Raw genomic sequence first — 16,684 nt, 5'->3', positions numbered from 1 at the left:
ACAGCGAACGAATATGAAACCAAGAAACAAGTTTGAGAAAGCAGTACTTGCCGAGAGTCAGAACTTACGCCCGATAACCAAGACACAATGTAAGTGGGCATTTAGAGGGTGTATAGACCACTTTGCCTATCGACTTCCCAAAGGTCGTACAACGTGTATGGATTGCGGTCATAGTTGGACAATGGAAAAGTCGAAATACACTTGCACCTGCCCTCATTGTAGGGCAAGGTTGCAGGTTAAGGAAACCTTTGAACGCAAGATAAGACAGAAGCAATACTTTACGATACTTACCACTTGTGGAGAGTACCAAGTACTAAGAATGTTTCTTCTTTTTGTGGAAATGGAGAAAGGTTGCAAGGCATCATCATACATCTTTGAAATCGGTCAGTATTGGTGGAACGCACAAGGACGAAAGACGATTATTGCCGTTCAGAGAGTATTGGGCAGATACATCGACACCTTTTCTTATTGCTCGCCTATGGCAATCCGCAACGACAACGAAGCCTACCGCCATATATCATACTCCCCGATATATCCGAAGTTCAAGGTAACGGAAGCACTCCACAGAAATGGTTTTAGAGACGATTTTCACGACATCGAACCAACCGTTCTCATTCCTGCCCTGTTGTCCGACAGCCGTGCGGAAACATTGATGAAAGCAGGCAGAACCGAACATCTGAAATACTTTCTTAACAATTCACGGACATTTGATGCTTGTTGGCAGTCCTATAAAGTCGCCACTCGCAACGGCTATAATATAGAGGACATTTCGATATGGTGCGACTACGTAGATATGCTCCGGAGATTGGGCAAGGACATACACAGCCCGAAGTATGTTTGCCCTACTGACCTGCATAGGGAACACGACCTAAGACAAAATGAACTTCGCAGGCAACGAGAAAAGGAAGAAAAGGAGAAGAGACGCAAAAAAGCAATAGAGGACGAGAAGCGTTTCCACGAACTCAAATCCAAGTTCTTCGGTATCTCATTCACGGACGGCACAATCCGAGTCCACGTTTTGGAGAGCGTGCGGGAATTTTTGGATGAGGGAGTGGCAATGCACCATTGCGTATTCGACAATGCCTACTATCTCAAAGAGAACTCGCTTATCCTTTCGGCTACCATTGAGGGCAGACGGATAGAAACGATTGAGGTCAATTTGGATACGTTCAAAGTGGTGCAAAGTCGTGGACTATGCAATCAAAATACGGAATACCACGACCAAATTATCAATCTTGTCAATGCCAACCGCAAACTGATAAGGCAGAGAATGAGAGCGACAGCATAAGCAACAATCACCCAAACATCACAGAATATGAAAGCAGAAATAGAAAGCATCGTATGCAATTGGGTGGACGAGATGCCCCATATCCTTATAAGGGTAATCAATGCCATTACTCTCTCTGCCAACGAGGAGGGACTAAGAGTAGCCATCAAGAAGATTGCCGAAGAAACAGAACTTGATAAGTTTTTTGTCTATGGATTTGGAGCGCATCATTTTTGGCTTACCCACCGCAAACTATCAAATGGCAAGCCAATGGAACACAGATTATTAAAGGTCGAGTTCTGAGTATATGAATAAGAAAGTTTATAGAGTACGAACGCAGTACAGTTTCGAGGGAGTGTTTGAAGTAGTTGCCGAAAGCAAGGTGGAAGCACGGCAGAAAGTCCGACAAGATTGTGGGTTAATAATGGGCGGAAGCATTTATAGCACTTTGCCTGATGAGGAGATAAATTGGGCTTTCTCCTCTCACCCCGATGTAAGGACGATGCAGATAACCATTCGAGAAGAACAGACAGAATAAAGCAGTCGGCGGATTTGCCAACCGCTACTTTCTTTCGTGAGCTTCGGGCGGACAAAGAAAGTAGCAAAGAAACCCCTATTAAGGATTCTAATTTATCTTACATCTATTGTCATGATAATGGCAAAATAATTCTACCTTTGACATATAGTTCTCATTAAAGCAATAAAACTATGAGTAGATTGGATGAATTACAGGAACAAATTTCAATCCTTGAAGAAAGTATTGAGAGAATTGAGAGACGAATCTCAGACTTGAGGGATTTAATTGACAATGCCTCTGACGATGTTCCTAGCTACATTGTACAAAGTTGGGAGGATGAATTAGACAATCTATATGAAGAAAAAATAGACAACGAAGAGCGTCTTGACGAATATCAAAATGAATATGACGATTGGGAAGAATACGATGAGGGCTGAGCTTAGTTAATATGAGCTTAGTTAATATATAATGGGGCTAGCATTGTTCTGACAATAAAAAAGAGCGAGAAGCAACATCGAATTTCTTCCAGTCTATTTTATCGACGACCAATTTTCAGAGTGAGTGAGATAGGTTCGGCACGCCTGACAAATTGCAGGCTGATAAAGGTTTTTTATAGGGCTTTTAATTATGAAAATCTGCAAGTATCCTGCTATAAACGATAAGTTCACGAGCTGGTTGGTTTGCGAAATATTAAAAACTAAAAGGTGGTTTAAAGGACGACTTGTTGGTGAAGCTTGTGCCTTTCTATAACTTTTACCGAATACCAAATATTATACTCTATATGGTAAATTTTTCGGATAGAGTGTCTTGAATAAGCTTTATCAAGTCAATCATTTCTGTCTCTTCCCTTATGTCAAACCCGATGATATAGTCTCTCAAAATGCTCTCTTTTCCCTCAACATAATAATGATAGTTCGAAATAGCTTTTTTATTGATAAGAAGCTGATTGAAATTAAAGTGTGCAGCTTTAATTTCAGTCATAAAACTTAAAGCTCCACCTACAATATTGGGGAGCGAGAGAAAACCAAGCCCGATGTTTGCTGAATTTTTTAAGAGTTCTTTGGAGTTGCGTATAAATTCTTTCTTAAAATAAGAAGAAAGCTGTGTTTGAAATATTTCCTTATATTGGCTCTCCAAAGCCTCCCTTATATTCATTAATTCTTGGGCATTATATAGGATATCAGCTCTGTTTTCTTGGGAGATAGTGTTGACTGAAAGACGAAGGAAGCGATTGTAATTATCTATAAAATTAGAATTCAATATTGGTTGCCTTAGATAATATATATCCTCGAAGCTAAGACAATCTAGTGCTTCAACTGAAAACTTATGTCTATTCAACATCTCCAATAGTAATTCTATATAAATCTTCCAGAAGACCTGTAGTTCGGATAACTGAGTTTTTCGATTCTTTAAGTCTGTAAAACTATAGTCTATGTAATTCTCTTGAGGGAGCGTACTCTCACAATTCACAACTCTAGCACCAGACATATGATATACGAGCTCACGGTAATTTCTTAAAATAGCTCGACTGTGTGTGTCAAAATGGAGGGTTAAGCGGTCTATTGTCCCTCTATCCAATATCTTGTAATCTTTAATTTTTAGTATCAACTCTTCGATTTCATGTGTTGGCAAATGCTTTAGATTACTTCGAATCACAGAGTCTTCAGAGGCTAACCCTCGTACGAAAGTATCTCTAAACCAAGTTGAGTTTTCTTGTAATTCCCAAAGTACAGTCTTAGAGAGAAACTCATTGTAAAATGCTGTATATTCTTTTTTCCTTACAAGACTTATTTCTTTGCCTTCAAATAATTCTGAAATCTCTTTTTTATCTTTTCTAAATGCAGGAATTACCATTTCTTTCTGCAATAAGATTGGATTAGATGAGAAAAGCTTATACGTAAGTGGATTAACTAAATGAGATGCAGCGCAGACAATATTATTCTTGGTTAGTAATAAAACCTTTAAGTTACGTTCAATATAACGCTCTAGCACTTCAAGATTAGTAGAAGATGCAACAATACGATTATCGAAATTTGTAAAGTACGCATTTGCTCCTTGTAAATCTACACTTTCAATCCTATTCATTGTAAATTATTTCATCCGAAAAGTTTCACTAAAATTTAATTATTAAAAACCAGTACCTTAACTGCATCTTCTAATAACTAGCATCTACCCTAGCAAAGGTACTTATTCATTCTAAAAACACGAAGAAAATCCCCCTTGAGATCTTACTTTTTGCAAGGGGGATTTTTTGAAGAGAGAAAAAAGAAGCCAACCTCTATTGTTATTCTCTGTCAAAATATCTCTATGCTGAAAATTTCACTATATCAACATCTGAAAAATGAATCCCTATTCATTTGGTTTCTCCTTTTCCTCGTCCTTTTGGCTGTTGAACTCAAACGAGAGTTTTGCTGTCTGTTCGAAATTGTCCTCCACATACACGTCGATTGTCTGCTGGTCGGTGGAAGCAGAGGTGTAGTAAAGCCTGAACTCCTCTTTTGTAAGCGGGTAACGGTCATTGGGTTTGAATATCGTGCCGTCTTCCATCTTCAGCCGTCCTTTTCCATCGGGCTGAAAGTACCTTATGGTGTAGCGGGTGTCGGCAAAGTTGCCCTCCCTTTTCAATGTACAGCGTATCTCCGCCGTCTGTCCCTTGACGATGTGCTTCTGAACGGGCATCGTCTCGACAGTGAACGGGTACGCCTGCTGAATATCCAACTCATTATCACAAGCAGATAAACAAAATCCTGCAAGAGCAAGCACTCCTATTACCAAAATCGTATTCAATATTTTCTTTTTCATTGTTCCTTACATTTTATTGTTATACACTCACTCCTGCCTTTGATAGAGCAGGTAATCATTCAAATCTTTGTGGTCGGCATACAGAGAGGAACGGTCAATAACCTTCTCTCCGAAATCTGCCCTCAGCCTTTCCAATGTTCTTCGTCCCGCATTATCATTATCGAGGTAGCATTCTATCCTGTGATAACCGCCCAGTACTTTCAGTGCCTTCTCCATGTTGGAAACGGAATTAAGGACAAGCCAGTCCGAAGCGATTATGCCGAGTTGCATGGCGGAGAGGTAATCCATAAAACCCTCAAAGACGGCACACACGTTCGAGCCGTTACGCTTCAGTGAAATGTCTTTGGGCGGTATGCAACCCTTGAAAAAGCAATTACGCAATTCCATTCCTCCTGCCTCGTTACGAAAGCCGATGGCATAGTACCGCTTGCCCCGTACACGATACCTCACCTCCTCGCAGTTGGGGATGGCAACGTGGGCATCGATACCCCGTTCTTCCAGATAGCCCAACAGTCTGCCATTCAATAAGGGACGCCTCTCAATATCCTCAAAGGAGGGATCTCTTTCTTTTTCCCTTAGCGATTGCTCCATAACGGGAAGCGGACAAGCTCCGTTCCGTGCGATGAATGCCGCCCGTAGGAGAAAATCACTGCTTCCGATAAACTCTCCTGCCAAGTCGAAGATGTCGCCACCTTTGCCCGTCCCGAAATCGAACCAAACATTCTTGGCGATATCGACCTTGAAAGAGGGTGTCCGTTCCGTGCGGTACGGAGCGGAATACCATAAAGCGTTTCCTTTCTGTTTGGTCGGATGAATACCCATTGCGTTCAGGAAGTCCGCAATGGGTATCTCTCTCATCTGTCGCATGTCCATCAGTCCAGCATGATTTTCAGTCCGACACCGTACTGGGCATGAAAACGCCCCGTAGAGCCTCCCCACAGGCAACGCTCCCTGCCATAGAGCAACAGTACAAGGCGGTCACTCAGATAGGTCTCCGCCTGTAGGGTGATTGCTCCACCATAGATAAAGCCATCTTTGTTATGGAGCGTAGAGCCATCGAATAGCAGCTTCTTCCCTCCATTGACCGTCTCATATCCCGCCAAGGCGGAAACGCCTGCGGAGAGGAAAAAGGTCTTGCTCCCGTCGGAAAGCACACCAAAGAAGAAGCCTCCCTCGCCTGTGAACTGCTCCATAGGGATACGGCTATCTCGATAAGGGTGGTATCTGCGGAGATACTCCACCCCGAGCACCCATTGATGTCCGCCTTTGGTATAGGTGGCAAGCGAAGCCCCGAACGTATAGCCTGTGTTGTTGCTGGCAGGCTTGGTATAAAAGCCGTCCGCCATGCCTGTGGTCAGGCGTATGCCCTTCATCTTGGGCAGACATCGTTGGGCGTGTGCCTGCCCTGCAAGGAGGGCAAGCATCACGACAAACAGGAAAAATGCGAGCTTTCTCATATCACTTCACTTTGAGTTCGTCAATCTCCCTTGCACGCACAAGGTCTTCGTTCTCCACAACGAAAGACTGGTGTCTTCCGCCGTTCTTCTCGTGCATCTCCACAATGAGCTGCTTATCGTCGGGGATGGTGAACTTTTGAAGCGTGAATACCGTGCGACCGCTCTTCTGCCCCGCCACGCAAGTAACATAGTTGTAGGCACGCAGCGGAAGCAGTACCTGCTCCTGCATGGCGGTCTGCTTGGCTACGTTCTTGTCCACAATTTTGAACGTGATGAAGTCGATGTCGAACGGCACGTTGGACTTGTTGCGCAGTTCCGTATGGAAGTACAGCAGTCCGTTGTGCGAGTACAACCCTTTGAGCAGGTACTGAATACCGAAGGACTTGCTGCCGATGTGCTTCACAGTCCGCCTGTCCTCCTTGTGAATGGACTTCATGATAAGCCTTACCAGCATCGGACTCTCGCTGCCGAGTTCCTTGAGATAAACCTCCATTGCGTTGTTCGGTCGGTTTACGCTCGCCCCGTCGTGGATAGAGTCCGCCATTTCCACATTGAGTAACAGTGGCTCGTTGGCATACTTGACATTGAAGGTGTAGAATGCTCCGTCTTCGGTGATGACACTCATGTTCGTCTCCTCGTGGAAGTTCTTGACCGTCGCTTTCACACGGATGACGTTTTCCGCTCCGTCCGCCTTCCCCGCAATGAGATTGGGCGAACCCAAATCGACATAGCGCACGGCAGATGGGAAGATGATGTGCACCGTCTTGTCATAGGTGATTTCCAATCCGTGGGGCGGTATCATCCGCTCAAAGGCAATCTTTCGGGTCAGACCCTGATAGAGGTCTCCCGTTGAGGTTGTCTCCTGTGCGTTGGCACAGACTGCGCCCAGCATCAGGGCGATGGCTAAAACTGTTCTTTTCATTTTTACATTGGATTAAAGTGGTGAATAATAACTGTGAATTACTTGTTTTCAGGTTGGTAGAGCAATACCTTGTATCCGGCTTTGAGATGCACCTTGACGGTGCGCATTTTCTTGGCGAAATACTGCGAGGTTCCCTGTATCAGCCCCTTGCCCAAGTCGGCGGCAAGCTGTGCACCTGCATCGGTGGAGATGTTCATGCTGCTGCCCACGGATGTCCCCATGTTAGCGGCAATCTCCTTGGCGGCACTGCGCTCCATCGAGCCGGGAATGAATATCCCTTCCTGCCCGTCCATATCGTACACTGTCAGCTCTACGGGAATGATATTGCCCTGATATTCCAGTGAAGAAATGACAACGGCAAGCCGTTCGCCCTGTACCTTTGTCGTTCCCACGACAAGGGTATTGCGTGGTATTTCCCTGCCGGAGACCTGCATCGGTTCCAAGAGACGGAAACGCACCGTCTGACCATCCATAACCGTCTGGTTGTTATGCACACAGGCTGATATGGTGTTTCTATCCGTCTGTGAGGCTGTCCCGATAGCAGTTTGAAATAGGAAATTTCTCTCCTTGACATATTCGGAGCGGAAAGTCGAGTCGCTCATCGGCTGCGCCAGAGCCGACACCACTTGTTCGCTCACAGGGGCAACGGGAAAAGCTACCGCCTTCCCGTTTCGGGTGGTTGCGACCGCTTTCCTTTCGGAAGCCGTCTCCCCATCCGACACCAACGCCATATTGGAAGATGGTTGTCCAGCACCCGACGGCATATACTTTGCCGCCAACTGATAGGACTTTTCGAGCAATGCCATCTGGTCGTTTACGGTTATGGCAGGCGACTGCTGTTCGCTATTCATACGGTTTTCCAACTCTGCCAATCGAGCACGCAGCTCCTCCTTTTCGAGGTCTTCCCTCGGTGCTTCATAGAAACTGCCGAGCGTGCGGTTGATGTCCTGATAGGCGGATGCCGAAGCGTGAAAGCCATCTTGCGGGGCAGAATGTCGGGACGTGTATCCCTCACTCTCATTCGAGGGGTCAGACTCCCAAGCGGACGCTTCGCCCGCTCCCTGTGAAGTCTCTCCTCCTGTCATTTCCCCGAACATGGAACTAAGGCTTTGCATGGCACGACTTCGTTCCTGCTCCTTCTGTTCCATCATCTCCTTCTCATAGGCTTTCTTCTTATCACCAATCAGTTCGGCTGCCATCGGGTCGGGCACTTCCGTGTTGAAGCCCTTGGTCTGTTTCTCCTCTTCTTTCTCCGACGGAGCGAAAATGAGCCACATGGAGCCTGCAAAAAGCAGAAACATCAGGGGATAAATGATAAACTTCTTTTGCCTTTGTCTCTCTTCTTCCGTCAGCTCAGGCGAGGTACTCGTATCGGAGGCTGTCTTTCTTTTGAATGGGAACATAATCGTAATACTTTAATAGGTTGATACTGTCTTGCGGATAGAGCCGCCTTACTTCAGGGGCTTCTATATGCTTGATTGCCAGTAGCCTTTCCTCTTCGGAGTCTCCTTCGGAAAAGATACGGTACAAACCGTTGAAGAAAACATAGTTGGCAAGGAAGGCGAAAAAGAGAAGCATCGTCAGGACGACATATAACCTCATATGAGTGGGGATGCGTCCGCACAGGCGGCGGAGTCTTGCCTCCGCTCCCTCCTGCATCATTCGGAACAGACTTTTCTTTTTCATCGCTTACGAGTACTGATGTCCTTGTTCTCCAATATTTCAAATCCCTCGATGTTGAATCCGTTCGGATTGTCGTCGCTGCGGCTCGTATTGAGCAGGCGACATACGGTCACGAGATTGCGCTCGGTCACGTTGGTTGCACGGATAATCATCTGCCGGGCGTACGTCCGTACCGAATAGGGATAGTGGTCAAAGTCACAGAGTACGCTGTCCACCTGCACGACCTGATTGATGTTTCCTGCCACGATACGGTTGTAGTACCCTTTCTCGGAGAAATCCCGATAGTAATTGTAGGCACTTTTGTCCGCCAAGAGCAGCGCACGGGAGATATTCCCCTCGATGGCACTCTTATCGGGCGAAAGGGTGAAGAACAACTCGTGGAAGCGGCGCACGTGCTCTTTCGCCTCGGCGGGTCTGTTCTGCGACAGATCCTGCGACAAGGCGAGCATCAGCGACTTACCGCCATCCAGCACATAGATTTTCTGCCTTTGAGCTTCGGCAAAGGAGTAGGCACTCCATACCGAATAGCCCGCAAGGGCGGCACACAGACAGACGACAACCAAAGTAAAAAGGCGTATCTGCCTGAAACTTGTTTCGATATTCTTTAATGACTTAAATTCCATAGCGTTTTAATTTTGTTCCGATGGTTCGGAGGATTTGTTTTCTCCCCGATGAAATAATTTTCCGGCAATCTCTTTGGCTTTGCTGCCCGCATGGTTCATCATGCTTCGTCCGTGTCCCACGGCAAAGCCGCCTGCGGCTCCACCCACGGCACCTGCAATACCGGCACCCTTTCCTGCTGCATAGTTCACGTTTTTTCCGAAATTACCTGCTCCACCTGCCTGTATCACCCAGCCCGCAACCGTTGGAATGGTAAAGTAGCCGATGATGCCGATAATCATAAATACAAGGTAGACCCCATTCGAGGCATCTATCGTATAGGTAGGGTCATTTTGTAGCTGTGTGATGTCATGCTTGAGCATCAGCTCCTGAATCTTCGCCAGCATCGAGCTGAACAAGTCCGCCACAGGTAGCCACAGATAGATGGAGATATACCTCGTAAACCATTGCGTGAGGGTACTCTGAAAACCGTCCCACACCGAGATGGCGAAGGCTATCGGTCCCAAGATGGAGAGGACTATCAGGAAGAAAGTCCTGAGCGTGTCGATGAGCAGGGAGGAAGCGGCGAAAAGCAGTTCCAAGAACTCCCGCACCATATTACGGAACCATTTCTTGAGGTTGTACATACTGCGCTCCACATACATTCCTGCCATCGTTGCCATATCCGAGGGGGCGATACCGAGTTCATCCAATTTTTTGTCGAACTCTTCATTACTTACCAGATAGGCTGTTTCGGGATTCTTCACCATCGCCTCGTATTCCAGTTTGTCCCGTAACTTGCGGTATTCGTCCATGCTGAAGGTCTGCTTTTCGAGCATCTTGTGTGTACCCTGCACAACGGGACTGAGTACCCCATTGATGGTCTCCAGCACCATCGGAAAGAAGAGGATGCAAAGACCGAGTGCAAAGGGACGAAGTAGCGGATAGACGTCGATGGGTTCGGCACGGGCAAGCGTTTGCCATACTCTGAGTGCCACATAGAAGAGCGCGCCCAAGCCCGCAATGCCTTTGGCGACGCCTATCATGTCGCCGCACATCGGCATCATCTCCGTGTAAAGGGTACGGAGGACTTGGTGCAGGTTATCAAATTCCGCTCCCATACCTACCAATACCTTTCGTTGTCCGTTCCATAGAGCGAAAGCACCCGGTCGGTATCCTGCTGCTTCTTGGCTCTGAGGTAGCTTACGGAGATGTTCTTGTTCGTGTAGTAACGCACGAGGTTACGATAATCCCTGATTTCCTTGTAGCAGCGATCCACCACATCCATACGCTCCTTGTCGGTCATCTTCAGCGTGGTGATGTTCACCACCTGCTTCAGCTCCTTGAGCAGGTTGTTACTCTCTCCGAGTAGTTTGGTATAACCGTTGGCGATGGCAACCAACTCCTCTGGACGGAAGTTCGGGTCGGAAAGCATCTTCTTGTAGTTGTTCACATAGATGTCGGAGATTTCCCCGACCATCAGGATGGTCTCTTTGACTCGTTGGGTATCCCGCACGAGGTCATTCACTTTTTTCAGAGCGTCGTAGTACTTCTTGCTCTCATTGTAGAGTTTCTCCACCTCTTTGAAGTTGTTGAGCGTGTTCTTGACCGTTTTGGAGGTTTGTACGATTTCCTTGGTCGTGTTGATGATGCTCTGTGCAAGGTTGGTGGGGTCTGTGACTACCCACTGGGCGTGTGCGCTGCCGGCCAGGAGGCAACCGCACGTGATAAGCATTAAAATTCTCTTTCTCATTTTACGTTGGATTTTAGTGATGATTATTCTTGACTATTCTTCTTCAGTGAGCTGCCTGATGGCAAGCTCCATGTTGCCGCCGAGTTGCTCGGCACGGGCCAGTACGCGCATCTTCTCTGTCTCCTCCGTTGTGTAGGTGAGGTATTCGGCTTTTGATACTTCGGTGGCATAGACAGCGGATTGTACACCACCCAGTCCGATCCATACCTCCTTGTATGACCTCGTGGCATCGTTGCTCTGGTTGATGGAGAGGATTTGCCCCCGTTCCTTGTCCGTCAGTCCCAAGAGTGCCTGAATCTGGTCGAACTTGTTCATGTACTTGCGCTGGTCAAGCAGTATCTTGCAATCACTATTATTGATGATGGACTCCTTGACCACGGGCGATGAGATGATGTCGTCCACTTCCTGTGTCACCACGACCGCCTCGCCAAAGAACTTACGCACGGTTTTGTAGAGGTAGCGTATGTATCCCGCCATGTTTGCGGAGGCTATCGCTTTCCAAGCCTCCTCGATGAGGATGACTTTCCGAACCCCTTTCAGTCGTCGCATCTTATTGATGAACAACTCCATAATGATGATGGTCGTGATGGGAAAGAGGATGGGATGATCCTTTATCGCGTCGATTTCGAAAACGATGAAGCGTGCATTTAAGAGGTCGAGTTGCTTGTCCGAGTTCAGCAGATAGTCGTATTCGCCACCCTTGTAGTACGGCTCCAGCACGTTGAGAAAATTGGCCAAGTCAAAATCCTTTTCCCTGACCTTTTTCTCACGAAGCAGAGCCGAGTAATCGGTGGTGAGATACTCGTAAAAGCTGTTGAACGAAGGGACGATACCATCATCCGTCTTGATCCGCTCGATAAAGAGCGAAACGGCATTGGAGAGGGCAACCTCCTCCGAACGGGTGGCAGGCTCGTTGTCTTTTTTCCATAGGGTCAGCAGTAGGGTCTTGATGCTCTCTCGCTTCTCCACATCAAAAATCTTGTCCGTCGTGTAGAAGGGATTGAAGCTGATGGGACTCTCGTCTGAGTAGGTGAAATAGACCCCATCCTCGCCCTGCGTTTTGTGGCGTATCATCTCGCACAAGCCCTGATAGCTGTTTCCCGTGTCTACCAAGACGATATGGGTGTTCTGTTCCCAGTACTGCCTTAGTAGGTGGTTGGTGAAGAACGACTTGCCCGAACCCGACGGTCCCAAGATGAACTTGTTGCGGTTCGTGATGATGCCTTGCTTCATCGGCAGATCGGAGATGTCGAGATGGATGGGCTTGCCGCTGCGGTCAGCCATCTTGATACCGAACGGTGAGAGTGAATCACGGTAGTTGGTCTCCTCATTGAAGAAGCAGACCGCCTGTTCGATGAAGGTGTAGAAACTCTCTTCGGCAGGGAAGTCGGCTTCATTGCCGGGAATGCCCGCCCAGAAGAGCGTCGGCACATCCACTGTGTTGTGTCGTGGCTTGCACTCCATCAGTGCCAGCTGACTACCCACATCATTGCGGATAAGGCGGAGTTCCTCCTCATCCTCGCTCCACGCCAAGACATTGCAATGACAGCGGACGGAGGTAAGCCCGAAGCTGTGCGCCTCGTTCAGATACTCGTCAATCCACTGCTTGTTGATCTGGTTGCTTCGGCTGTAACGGGAGAGCGAGTGCATGTTCCGAGCATTCTTCTCGAAGCGTTGCAGGTTCTCCGCACTGTCGTCAATCAGCACATACTGGTTATAGATATGGTTGCACGGCAACAACAGCCCCACGGGAGCGGCAAATGAAAGGCGGCAGTCACTTCGGTCGGTGGATAAACGCTCATACCGCATATCCGTAGCAACCTGTCCGGGCAGATCTTCCGTATCGGAGAGCGTATGCAGGCAGAGCCGTTTGTCGCCGATACGCATGCTGTCGGCACGGAGGTCAATGTCTTCCAAGACCGTCGTGTCAGAGAGGGACAGAGAGAAGTATTTTTCTATAAGTCCCGGCTTATCCTCTGTCCCGATAATTTCCTCATTGCTCAATCGAGTAAGACAGACAAAGCCGCTCTCATTGATAATTCTCTCGAATTGCTCGGTAGCTTCAAGAAATTTTCGGGCGGTATCCTTGTCCCGTACCTCCTTGGGGATGACATGCCCCCGGCAGAGGGAGGAAAAGTTGCTCTGCTGTCGGCTGCGGTTCTTGGTTGTCTTAGTCAGGAACAGATAACAGTCGTGATGAAGGAATGGTCGCTCGTTGAAGTGCCGCTCGAAACTTCGGGAAAGGAAGCTCATATCCTCCTTTTGCAATTCCGGGCGGTAGCCCTCCTTGACGAACCAATCCTGTTTGTGTACGATGCTGTAGGTCGGCAACACCTTGATTGCCTTCACCCAAGCCGAATGAATGGCGACATACTCCGCACTTGTCACCGTATAGAGTTCGGGAAGTTCGACCCGAAAAGCGACCGTGATGTCGGCGTCCTTCGAGAGGATGCACCCCTCTTCGACGGCAAGCAGCGGAAAGCGATTCTCCAGCGTGGTGGCTTTCAGTATATTTCTCATTGCCTTTTCTCCTTTTCTTTGTTTTTCCTTTCTTCCTGTTCTCTCTTTACTCTTCTCTGTTCCTTATGTCGGAACAGACGGGGAATGCGTCGTCGGTTGATAAGGTAACGGGGATGGCTGTGCAAGGCGGAACGCTTCATCAGCCCATATTCCCCATACTTCCTGTTCAGGGAGAAGGTCTGCCACACCAGAACGGATGCGGCAGTCCCTCCGAAGCCGATACAGATCCATTGATTGACACCCGCCATGTAGAGGATGACAAACAGCACGAAAAGGGCGAGTAGCCCTCCGGCGAAGATGAACAGATATTGGCTTTTGAGTCCCTGAAACTCTACCGAGCGACCGATTCCCTTGTTGATGGGATAGGTCTCCATAGGCTTAGAGGAAGAAACTTCTCAGAATGGTGGCTGCGACAATGAGGAAGATACAGGCCCCGAACCAGCTCGCGGCGGTCTTCGAAGTGTCCGGATCTCCGGACGAGAACTTTGAATAGACCTTTACCCCACCGATAAGTCCCACGACCGCGCCGATGGCGTAGATGAGTTTCGTGGCTGGGTCGAAATAACTCGTCACCATGTTGGTGGCTTGGTTGATGCCCGACAAGCCGTTCCCTTGGGCAAAGGCAGAGGAAATGGAAAGCAGCAGGACGGCTGCGATAAGAAAATGTTTCTTGGTCATAAATCTTTGTTTTGTGCCAGAAGGATTGGATATGTCCTCCCGACGGATGAATACTGTTGTTACTTTTGGATGTTAGTGGTGGCTCTCTTAGAGTCAGCCGTACTCTTTTTCTTTCATTGTTCCTGTTATATTAAAGGGTCCATACTATTGGGGGTAAAACCGATCGGAAAAGGTGTTACGCTTTTTTGCCGCTGTAAAGCTCCTCGAAACGGGCACGGACGATTTCATCGATCGTGGCCGAACGTTTCGCATCGCTTCGGAGCGTTTCCATCAGCCGGGTTCCTTCCAACGCTCTCAGCGTATCGCTGGTACTCTGTCGCTCTGCTTCGGTGTGGGCGTGGCGGTGAATGACCGACAAGGCTTCCAGCACCCGTTCAAAATCAATTCCCATGGCGTATTCTCTTTCCCCCTGTATGGGAAGTTCTTCGTCCTCCTCTTCAAACGATGGTGCATCCGAAGACTCATACGTTAAAGGAATCTCATCCATGTCGGGCAGATTATCCGGCTCTTCCGATAGTTCTTGTCCGTTTTCGAGGGCAAATGTAGAAGCCTTTTTTGCTTCCGCCTCGCCTTTGGCATAACTGCGTACTTGTGGCGTCGAGTGGCAGAGTTTGAAGCGACTTTTACCGATGATTTCTGCTTCAGAGACTATTTGGCAAGGCTTTTTGGGTGCTCCCTTCTTTCTTCTTTTCCGCTCATACAAGAGAAAAAGAAATAGCCACAGGAGATAGAGCAAGAGAGCGGCAAGGGCTATTCGGTACATAGGCGTTGCAGGATTTCGTGAAGTTCATCGCCTAAATGCTTGCATAGCTGACCCAACTTTCCGCCGTGAGGAGGGAAGAGGGTGCATACCCCTCTTCTGCGTTCGGAAAGCAGCGGACGATACAAACGGGAGTGGCTCAATGAGGTCTGCATCAGCAATGCTCCCGTTTCATCGGCAAGGGTGCGACAGCGTTCGTCGGCATCCTCGCGTTCCCAAGCCTGTATCATATTGCGAAGCAGGTAAAGCTCACGGATATTGCCCTTGCCCATCGTCAGTATCTGCTCTCCCAAGATGTCGATGAAACGGCGGACAGCTTCCATATCCATCGGACTGCCCGTAACGGGAAAGAGAACGGCGTCCATTGTCGAAAGCAGTTCCACTGTCCCTTCGGTACGCATCAATGTAGGGAGATCGAAGAGGATACAGCGAGGGGGATTGTCCGCACAGTGTCGCTCCACCCTGTTCAGGGCTTCCTGCACCGGAGCGCAGATAATCGGATAAGGGGTGCAGGGTATCCGATGCTTCAGGTGCATCAGGCTTTGATGATTTAGTTCCTTCGACTCTTGTTGCCGCAGACGGGCGATGGTATAGACGGGATGGTTGCAGTCCACGACGGCGACATCGTATCCTCTGTAGTAATGCAGAATGCTTGCGGCAAGTGCCGTAAGCGAGGTTTTGCCGACACCGCCCTTGGGGGAAGCGATGGCGAGATAAATGGGTTTACTCATATTTTCTCTTTTCTTTGAATGGGTGAATACTATGTCTTGATAAATCGTTTGTAATCGAAGTTGCCTGACTGAACCTCTTTCGGAGCTTCTTCGGCAACGCGCTCCAGCAGTTCGCGGACACGTTCTCCGGCCGCTTTCTTAATCGCTTGGAACATCGGGGAGTCGTGTATCTTATAGATGGTTTCGGCGGCTTTCGCAGCTTCCTCTATCGGGGCATTCTTACAGGAGAGGACACTGCCCATTTGTTGCAACTCTTCCGCGGTGATGCTTTCCGAAAGGGAGTGGCTTTCACCTTGGACTTCCACCAATACATAATCCTCTTCCTCTTCGGGAATGTCCGGAGAGGTCTCTTCCGACATTCCCGTTTCAGGCGTCTGTTCCTGTAACTCTTCGTCAATGGGCAACTCGGCTAAAAGGACATTCTCCTCTTGGGAGGATTCCTTTTGGGGGATACGGATGGTGACGACGACTTTCCCCTTGCCCCGTTCCTTGAAAAAGAGTTGCAAGTCACGGTAGAGTTTTATGGCACTCCGATAGCGTCCGTACAGGAAGCGGGCGACCTGCACGCTGCCGAGATAGGCTAAGCCGACCAAGAGCAGAATAAAGACGACCTGCTTCATCGCTCGAAACGTTTACGGAACTGTTGCTCAAACAAGGCGTCTATCTCACCACGGTGACTCTCTAAGTGATGCCGGAGGATATGTTCTACGAATGCCCCAATCGTCAATTTGCCTGCGGCTGCCACGTAGACGATTTCGGCAATCTCTTCCTGTGTCTTTTTGGAAATGAACACGCCCTTTCGGTCTCCGATGCTCAGGGGTTGCAGAAAGGCGGTTTCATAATCGCTTCTCTCTTCCTGAAAGAGACCTATAGAGTGTCCCTCGGAATGTTCGATGAGCGTGGTGGAGTTACGGATGGTTACTTTTGAAGAGACGCTTTTTCGTTCTCTGCAGGTCTTATTGCTTGCCATTGGTTGATCTTTTTTCTGTTTCAT

At 48.2% G+C, this 16,684-nt stretch carries 21 protein-coding genes; 4 read left to right on the top strand and 17 right to left on the bottom strand.

Annotated features, from left to right (window positions below; genetic code table 11):
• The first annotated feature begins 13 nt into the window (after positions 1 to 13).
• From HQ48_RS04015 to HQ48_RS04000, 4 genes are all read left to right on the top strand, one after another.
• Positions 14 to 1,288 (top strand): PcfJ domain-containing protein, encoded by a 1,275-nt coding sequence (locus HQ48_RS04015; RefSeq protein WP_044231762.1) that lies wholly within the window; start codon positions 14 to 16, stop codon positions 1,286 to 1,288.
• A gap of 27 nt (positions 1,289 to 1,315) precedes the next feature.
• A complete protein-coding gene (locus HQ48_RS04010; protein ID WP_044231760.1) occupies positions 1,316 to 1,570 on the top strand; it encodes a hypothetical protein in 255 nt (84 codons plus the stop codon).
• A 4-nt stretch (positions 1,571 to 1,574) separates the two neighbouring features.
• Positions 1,575 to 1,805, top strand: coding sequence for a hypothetical protein (locus HQ48_RS04005; protein ID WP_036847949.1), 231 nt, complete (start codon positions 1,575 to 1,577; stop codon positions 1,803 to 1,805).
• A 170-nt stretch (positions 1,806 to 1,975) separates the two neighbouring features.
• The gene (locus tag HQ48_RS04000) at positions 1,976 to 2,221 is read left to right on the top strand and encodes a DUF5320 domain-containing protein (protein WP_044231759.1); all 246 of its coding nucleotides are present in this window, start codon (positions 1,976 to 1,978) and stop codon (positions 2,219 to 2,221) included.
• 340 nt (positions 2,222 to 2,561) lie between these two features.
• Here HQ48_RS04000 and HQ48_RS03995 read toward each other — a convergent pair whose 3' ends face one another.
• From HQ48_RS03995 to HQ48_RS03915, 17 genes are all read right to left on the bottom strand, one after another.
• On the bottom strand, positions 2,562 to 3,869 hold the full coding sequence (locus tag HQ48_RS03995; RefSeq protein ID WP_036847956.1) for a hypothetical protein: 1,308 nt from the start codon (positions 3,867 to 3,869) through the stop codon (positions 2,562 to 2,564).
• 264 nt (positions 3,870 to 4,133) lie between these two features.
• Positions 4,134 to 4,586 carry a DUF3872 domain-containing protein gene (locus HQ48_RS03990; RefSeq protein ID WP_044231757.1) on the bottom strand — a complete coding sequence of 151 codons (453 nt, stop codon included), beginning with the start codon at positions 4,584 to 4,586 and terminating at the stop codon, positions 4,134 to 4,136.
• A 27-nt stretch (positions 4,587 to 4,613) separates the two neighbouring features.
• Positions 4,614 to 5,459: a toprim domain-containing protein gene (locus HQ48_RS03985; protein WP_025837626.1), complete on the bottom strand. Its 846-nt coding sequence runs from the start codon at positions 5,457 to 5,459 to the stop codon at positions 4,614 to 4,616.
• Positions 5,459 to 6,043 (bottom strand): conjugal transfer protein TraO, encoded by a 585-nt coding sequence (locus HQ48_RS03980; protein ID WP_025837624.1) that lies wholly within the window; start codon positions 6,041 to 6,043, stop codon positions 5,459 to 5,461. Before HQ48_RS03980 ends, HQ48_RS03985 begins: the two co-directional genes overlap by 1 nt.
• Before the next feature lies 1 nt (position 6,044).
• Positions 6,045 to 6,965, bottom strand: a complete 921-nt coding sequence (traN, locus tag HQ48_RS03975; RefSeq protein WP_025837621.1) for a conjugative transposon protein TraN — start codon at positions 6,963 to 6,965, stop codon at positions 6,045 to 6,047.
• Between the two features lie 38 nt (positions 6,966 to 7,003).
• A complete protein-coding gene (traM, locus tag HQ48_RS03970) occupies positions 7,004 to 8,368 on the bottom strand; it encodes a conjugative transposon protein TraM (RefSeq protein ID WP_078735721.1) in 1,365 nt (454 codons plus the stop codon).
• A complete protein-coding gene (locus tag HQ48_RS03965) occupies positions 8,319 to 8,651 on the bottom strand; it encodes a TraL conjugative transposon family protein (protein ID WP_044231754.1) in 333 nt (110 codons plus the stop codon). Before HQ48_RS03965 ends, traM begins: the two co-directional genes overlap by 50 nt.
• Positions 8,648 to 9,271, bottom strand: a complete 624-nt coding sequence (gene traK, locus HQ48_RS03960; protein WP_004584343.1) for a conjugative transposon protein TraK — start codon at positions 9,269 to 9,271, stop codon at positions 8,648 to 8,650. The genes HQ48_RS03965 and traK overlap by 4 nt, the downstream gene beginning before the upstream one ends.
• 6 nt (positions 9,272 to 9,277) lie before the next feature.
• Positions 9,278 to 10,369, bottom strand: a complete 1,092-nt coding sequence (traJ, locus tag HQ48_RS03955) for a conjugative transposon protein TraJ (protein WP_036889328.1) — start codon at positions 10,367 to 10,369, stop codon at positions 9,278 to 9,280.
• 2 nt (positions 10,370 to 10,371) lie between these two features.
• Entirely contained in the window at positions 10,372 to 11,001 is a 630-nt protein-coding gene (locus HQ48_RS03950) for a DUF4141 domain-containing protein (RefSeq protein ID WP_162832395.1), read from the bottom strand.
• Between the two features lie 33 nt (positions 11,002 to 11,034).
• Positions 11,035 to 13,521 carry a TraG family conjugative transposon ATPase gene (locus HQ48_RS03945; RefSeq protein ID WP_044231752.1) on the bottom strand — a complete coding sequence of 829 codons (2,487 nt, stop codon included), beginning with the start codon at positions 13,519 to 13,521 and terminating at the stop codon, positions 11,035 to 11,037.
• Positions 13,518 to 13,895 (bottom strand): DUF4133 domain-containing protein, encoded by a 378-nt coding sequence (locus tag HQ48_RS03940; protein ID WP_036845177.1) that lies wholly within the window; start codon positions 13,893 to 13,895, stop codon positions 13,518 to 13,520. Before HQ48_RS03940 ends, HQ48_RS03945 begins: the two co-directional genes overlap by 4 nt.
• 4 nt (positions 13,896 to 13,899) lie before the next feature.
• On the bottom strand, positions 13,900 to 14,199 hold the full coding sequence (locus HQ48_RS03935; RefSeq protein ID WP_044190206.1) for a DUF4134 domain-containing protein: 300 nt from the start codon (positions 14,197 to 14,199) through the stop codon (positions 13,900 to 13,902).
• A gap of 175 nt (positions 14,200 to 14,374) precedes the next feature.
• The gene (locus HQ48_RS03930) at positions 14,375 to 14,962 is read right to left on the bottom strand and encodes a hypothetical protein (protein ID WP_013815823.1); all 588 of its coding nucleotides are present in this window, start codon (positions 14,960 to 14,962) and stop codon (positions 14,375 to 14,377) included.
• A complete protein-coding gene (locus HQ48_RS03925; RefSeq protein WP_044231751.1) occupies positions 14,950 to 15,690 on the bottom strand; it encodes a ParA family protein in 741 nt (246 codons plus the stop codon). The genes HQ48_RS03930 and HQ48_RS03925 overlap by 13 nt, the downstream gene beginning before the upstream one ends.
• A 29-nt stretch (positions 15,691 to 15,719) precedes the next feature.
• The gene (locus tag HQ48_RS03920) at positions 15,720 to 16,310 is read right to left on the bottom strand and encodes a hypothetical protein (RefSeq protein WP_044231750.1); all 591 of its coding nucleotides are present in this window, start codon (positions 16,308 to 16,310) and stop codon (positions 15,720 to 15,722) included.
• The gene (locus tag HQ48_RS03915) at positions 16,307 to 16,684 is read right to left on the bottom strand and encodes a DUF3408 domain-containing protein (protein ID WP_235299999.1); all 378 of its coding nucleotides are present in this window, start codon (positions 16,682 to 16,684) and stop codon (positions 16,307 to 16,309) included. The genes HQ48_RS03920 and HQ48_RS03915 overlap by 4 nt, the downstream gene beginning before the upstream one ends.

Source organism: Porphyromonas sp. COT-290 OH3588 (assembly GCF_000769075.1).
In the GTDB taxonomy this organism is placed as follows: domain Bacteria; phylum Bacteroidota; class Bacteroidia; order Bacteroidales; family Porphyromonadaceae; genus Porphyromonas.
The sequence above is the reverse complement of the archived record's forward strand: the minus strand, read 5'-3'. Positions and strand labels throughout refer to the sequence as shown.

Bases quoted from the DNA above. Each gene is read 5' to 3' on its own strand.
- HQ48_RS04015 (WP_044231762.1), top strand. From the start codon at position 14: ATGAAACCAAGAAACAAGTTTGAGAAAGCAGTACTTGCCGAGAGTCAG.
- HQ48_RS04010 (WP_044231760.1), top strand. From the start codon at position 1,316: ATGAAAGCAGAAATAGAAAGCATCGTATGCAATTGGGTGGACGAGATG.
- HQ48_RS04005 (WP_036847949.1), top strand. From the start codon at position 1,575: ATGAATAAGAAAGTTTATAGAGTACGAACGCAGTACAGTTTCGAGGGA.
- HQ48_RS04000 (WP_044231759.1), top strand. From the start codon at position 1,976: ATGAGTAGATTGGATGAATTACAGGAACAAATTTCAATCCTTGAAGAA.
- HQ48_RS03995 (WP_036847956.1), bottom strand. From the start codon at position 3,869: ATGAATAGGATTGAAAGTGTAGATTTACAAGGAGCAAATGCGTACTTT.
- HQ48_RS03990 (WP_044231757.1), bottom strand. From the start codon at position 4,586: ATGAAAAAGAAAATATTGAATACGATTTTGGTAATAGGAGTGCTTGCT.
- HQ48_RS03985 (WP_025837626.1), bottom strand. From the start codon at position 5,459: ATGGACATGCGACAGATGAGAGAGATACCCATTGCGGACTTCCTGAAC.
- HQ48_RS03980 (WP_025837624.1), bottom strand. From the start codon at position 6,043: ATGAGAAAGCTCGCATTTTTCCTGTTTGTCGTGATGCTTGCCCTCCTT.
- traN (WP_025837621.1), bottom strand. From the start codon at position 6,965: ATGAAAAGAACAGTTTTAGCCATCGCCCTGATGCTGGGCGCAGTCTGT.
- traM (WP_078735721.1), bottom strand. From the start codon at position 8,368: ATGTTCCCATTCAAAAGAAAGACAGCCTCCGATACGAGTACCTCGCCT.
- HQ48_RS03965 (WP_044231754.1), bottom strand. From the start codon at position 8,651: ATGAAAAAGAAAAGTCTGTTCCGAATGATGCAGGAGGGAGCGGAGGCA.
- traK (WP_004584343.1), bottom strand. From the start codon at position 9,271: ATGGAATTTAAGTCATTAAAGAATATCGAAACAAGTTTCAGGCAGATA.
- traJ (WP_036889328.1), bottom strand. From the start codon at position 10,369: ATGGGAGCGGAATTTGATAACCTGCACCAAGTCCTCCGTACCCTTTAC.
- HQ48_RS03950 (WP_162832395.1), bottom strand. From the start codon at position 11,001: ATGAGAAAGAGAATTTTAATGCTTATCACGTGCGGTTGCCTCCTGGCC.
- HQ48_RS03945 (WP_044231752.1), bottom strand. From the start codon at position 13,521: ATGAGAAATATACTGAAAGCCACCACGCTGGAGAATCGCTTTCCGCTG.
- HQ48_RS03940 (WP_036845177.1), bottom strand. From the start codon at position 13,895: ATGGAGACCTATCCCATCAACAAGGGAATCGGTCGCTCGGTAGAGTTT.
- HQ48_RS03935 (WP_044190206.1), bottom strand. From the start codon at position 14,199: ATGACCAAGAAACATTTTCTTATCGCAGCCGTCCTGCTGCTTTCCATT.
- HQ48_RS03930 (WP_013815823.1), bottom strand. From the start codon at position 14,962: ATGTACCGAATAGCCCTTGCCGCTCTCTTGCTCTATCTCCTGTGGCTA.
- HQ48_RS03925 (WP_044231751.1), bottom strand. From the start codon at position 15,690: ATGAGTAAACCCATTTATCTCGCCATCGCTTCCCCCAAGGGCGGTGTC.
- HQ48_RS03920 (WP_044231750.1), bottom strand. From the start codon at position 16,310: ATGAAGCAGGTCGTCTTTATTCTGCTCTTGGTCGGCTTAGCCTATCTC.
- HQ48_RS03915 (WP_235299999.1), bottom strand. From the start codon at position 16,684: ATGAAACAGAAAAAAGATCAACCAATGGCAAGCAATAAGACCTGCAGA.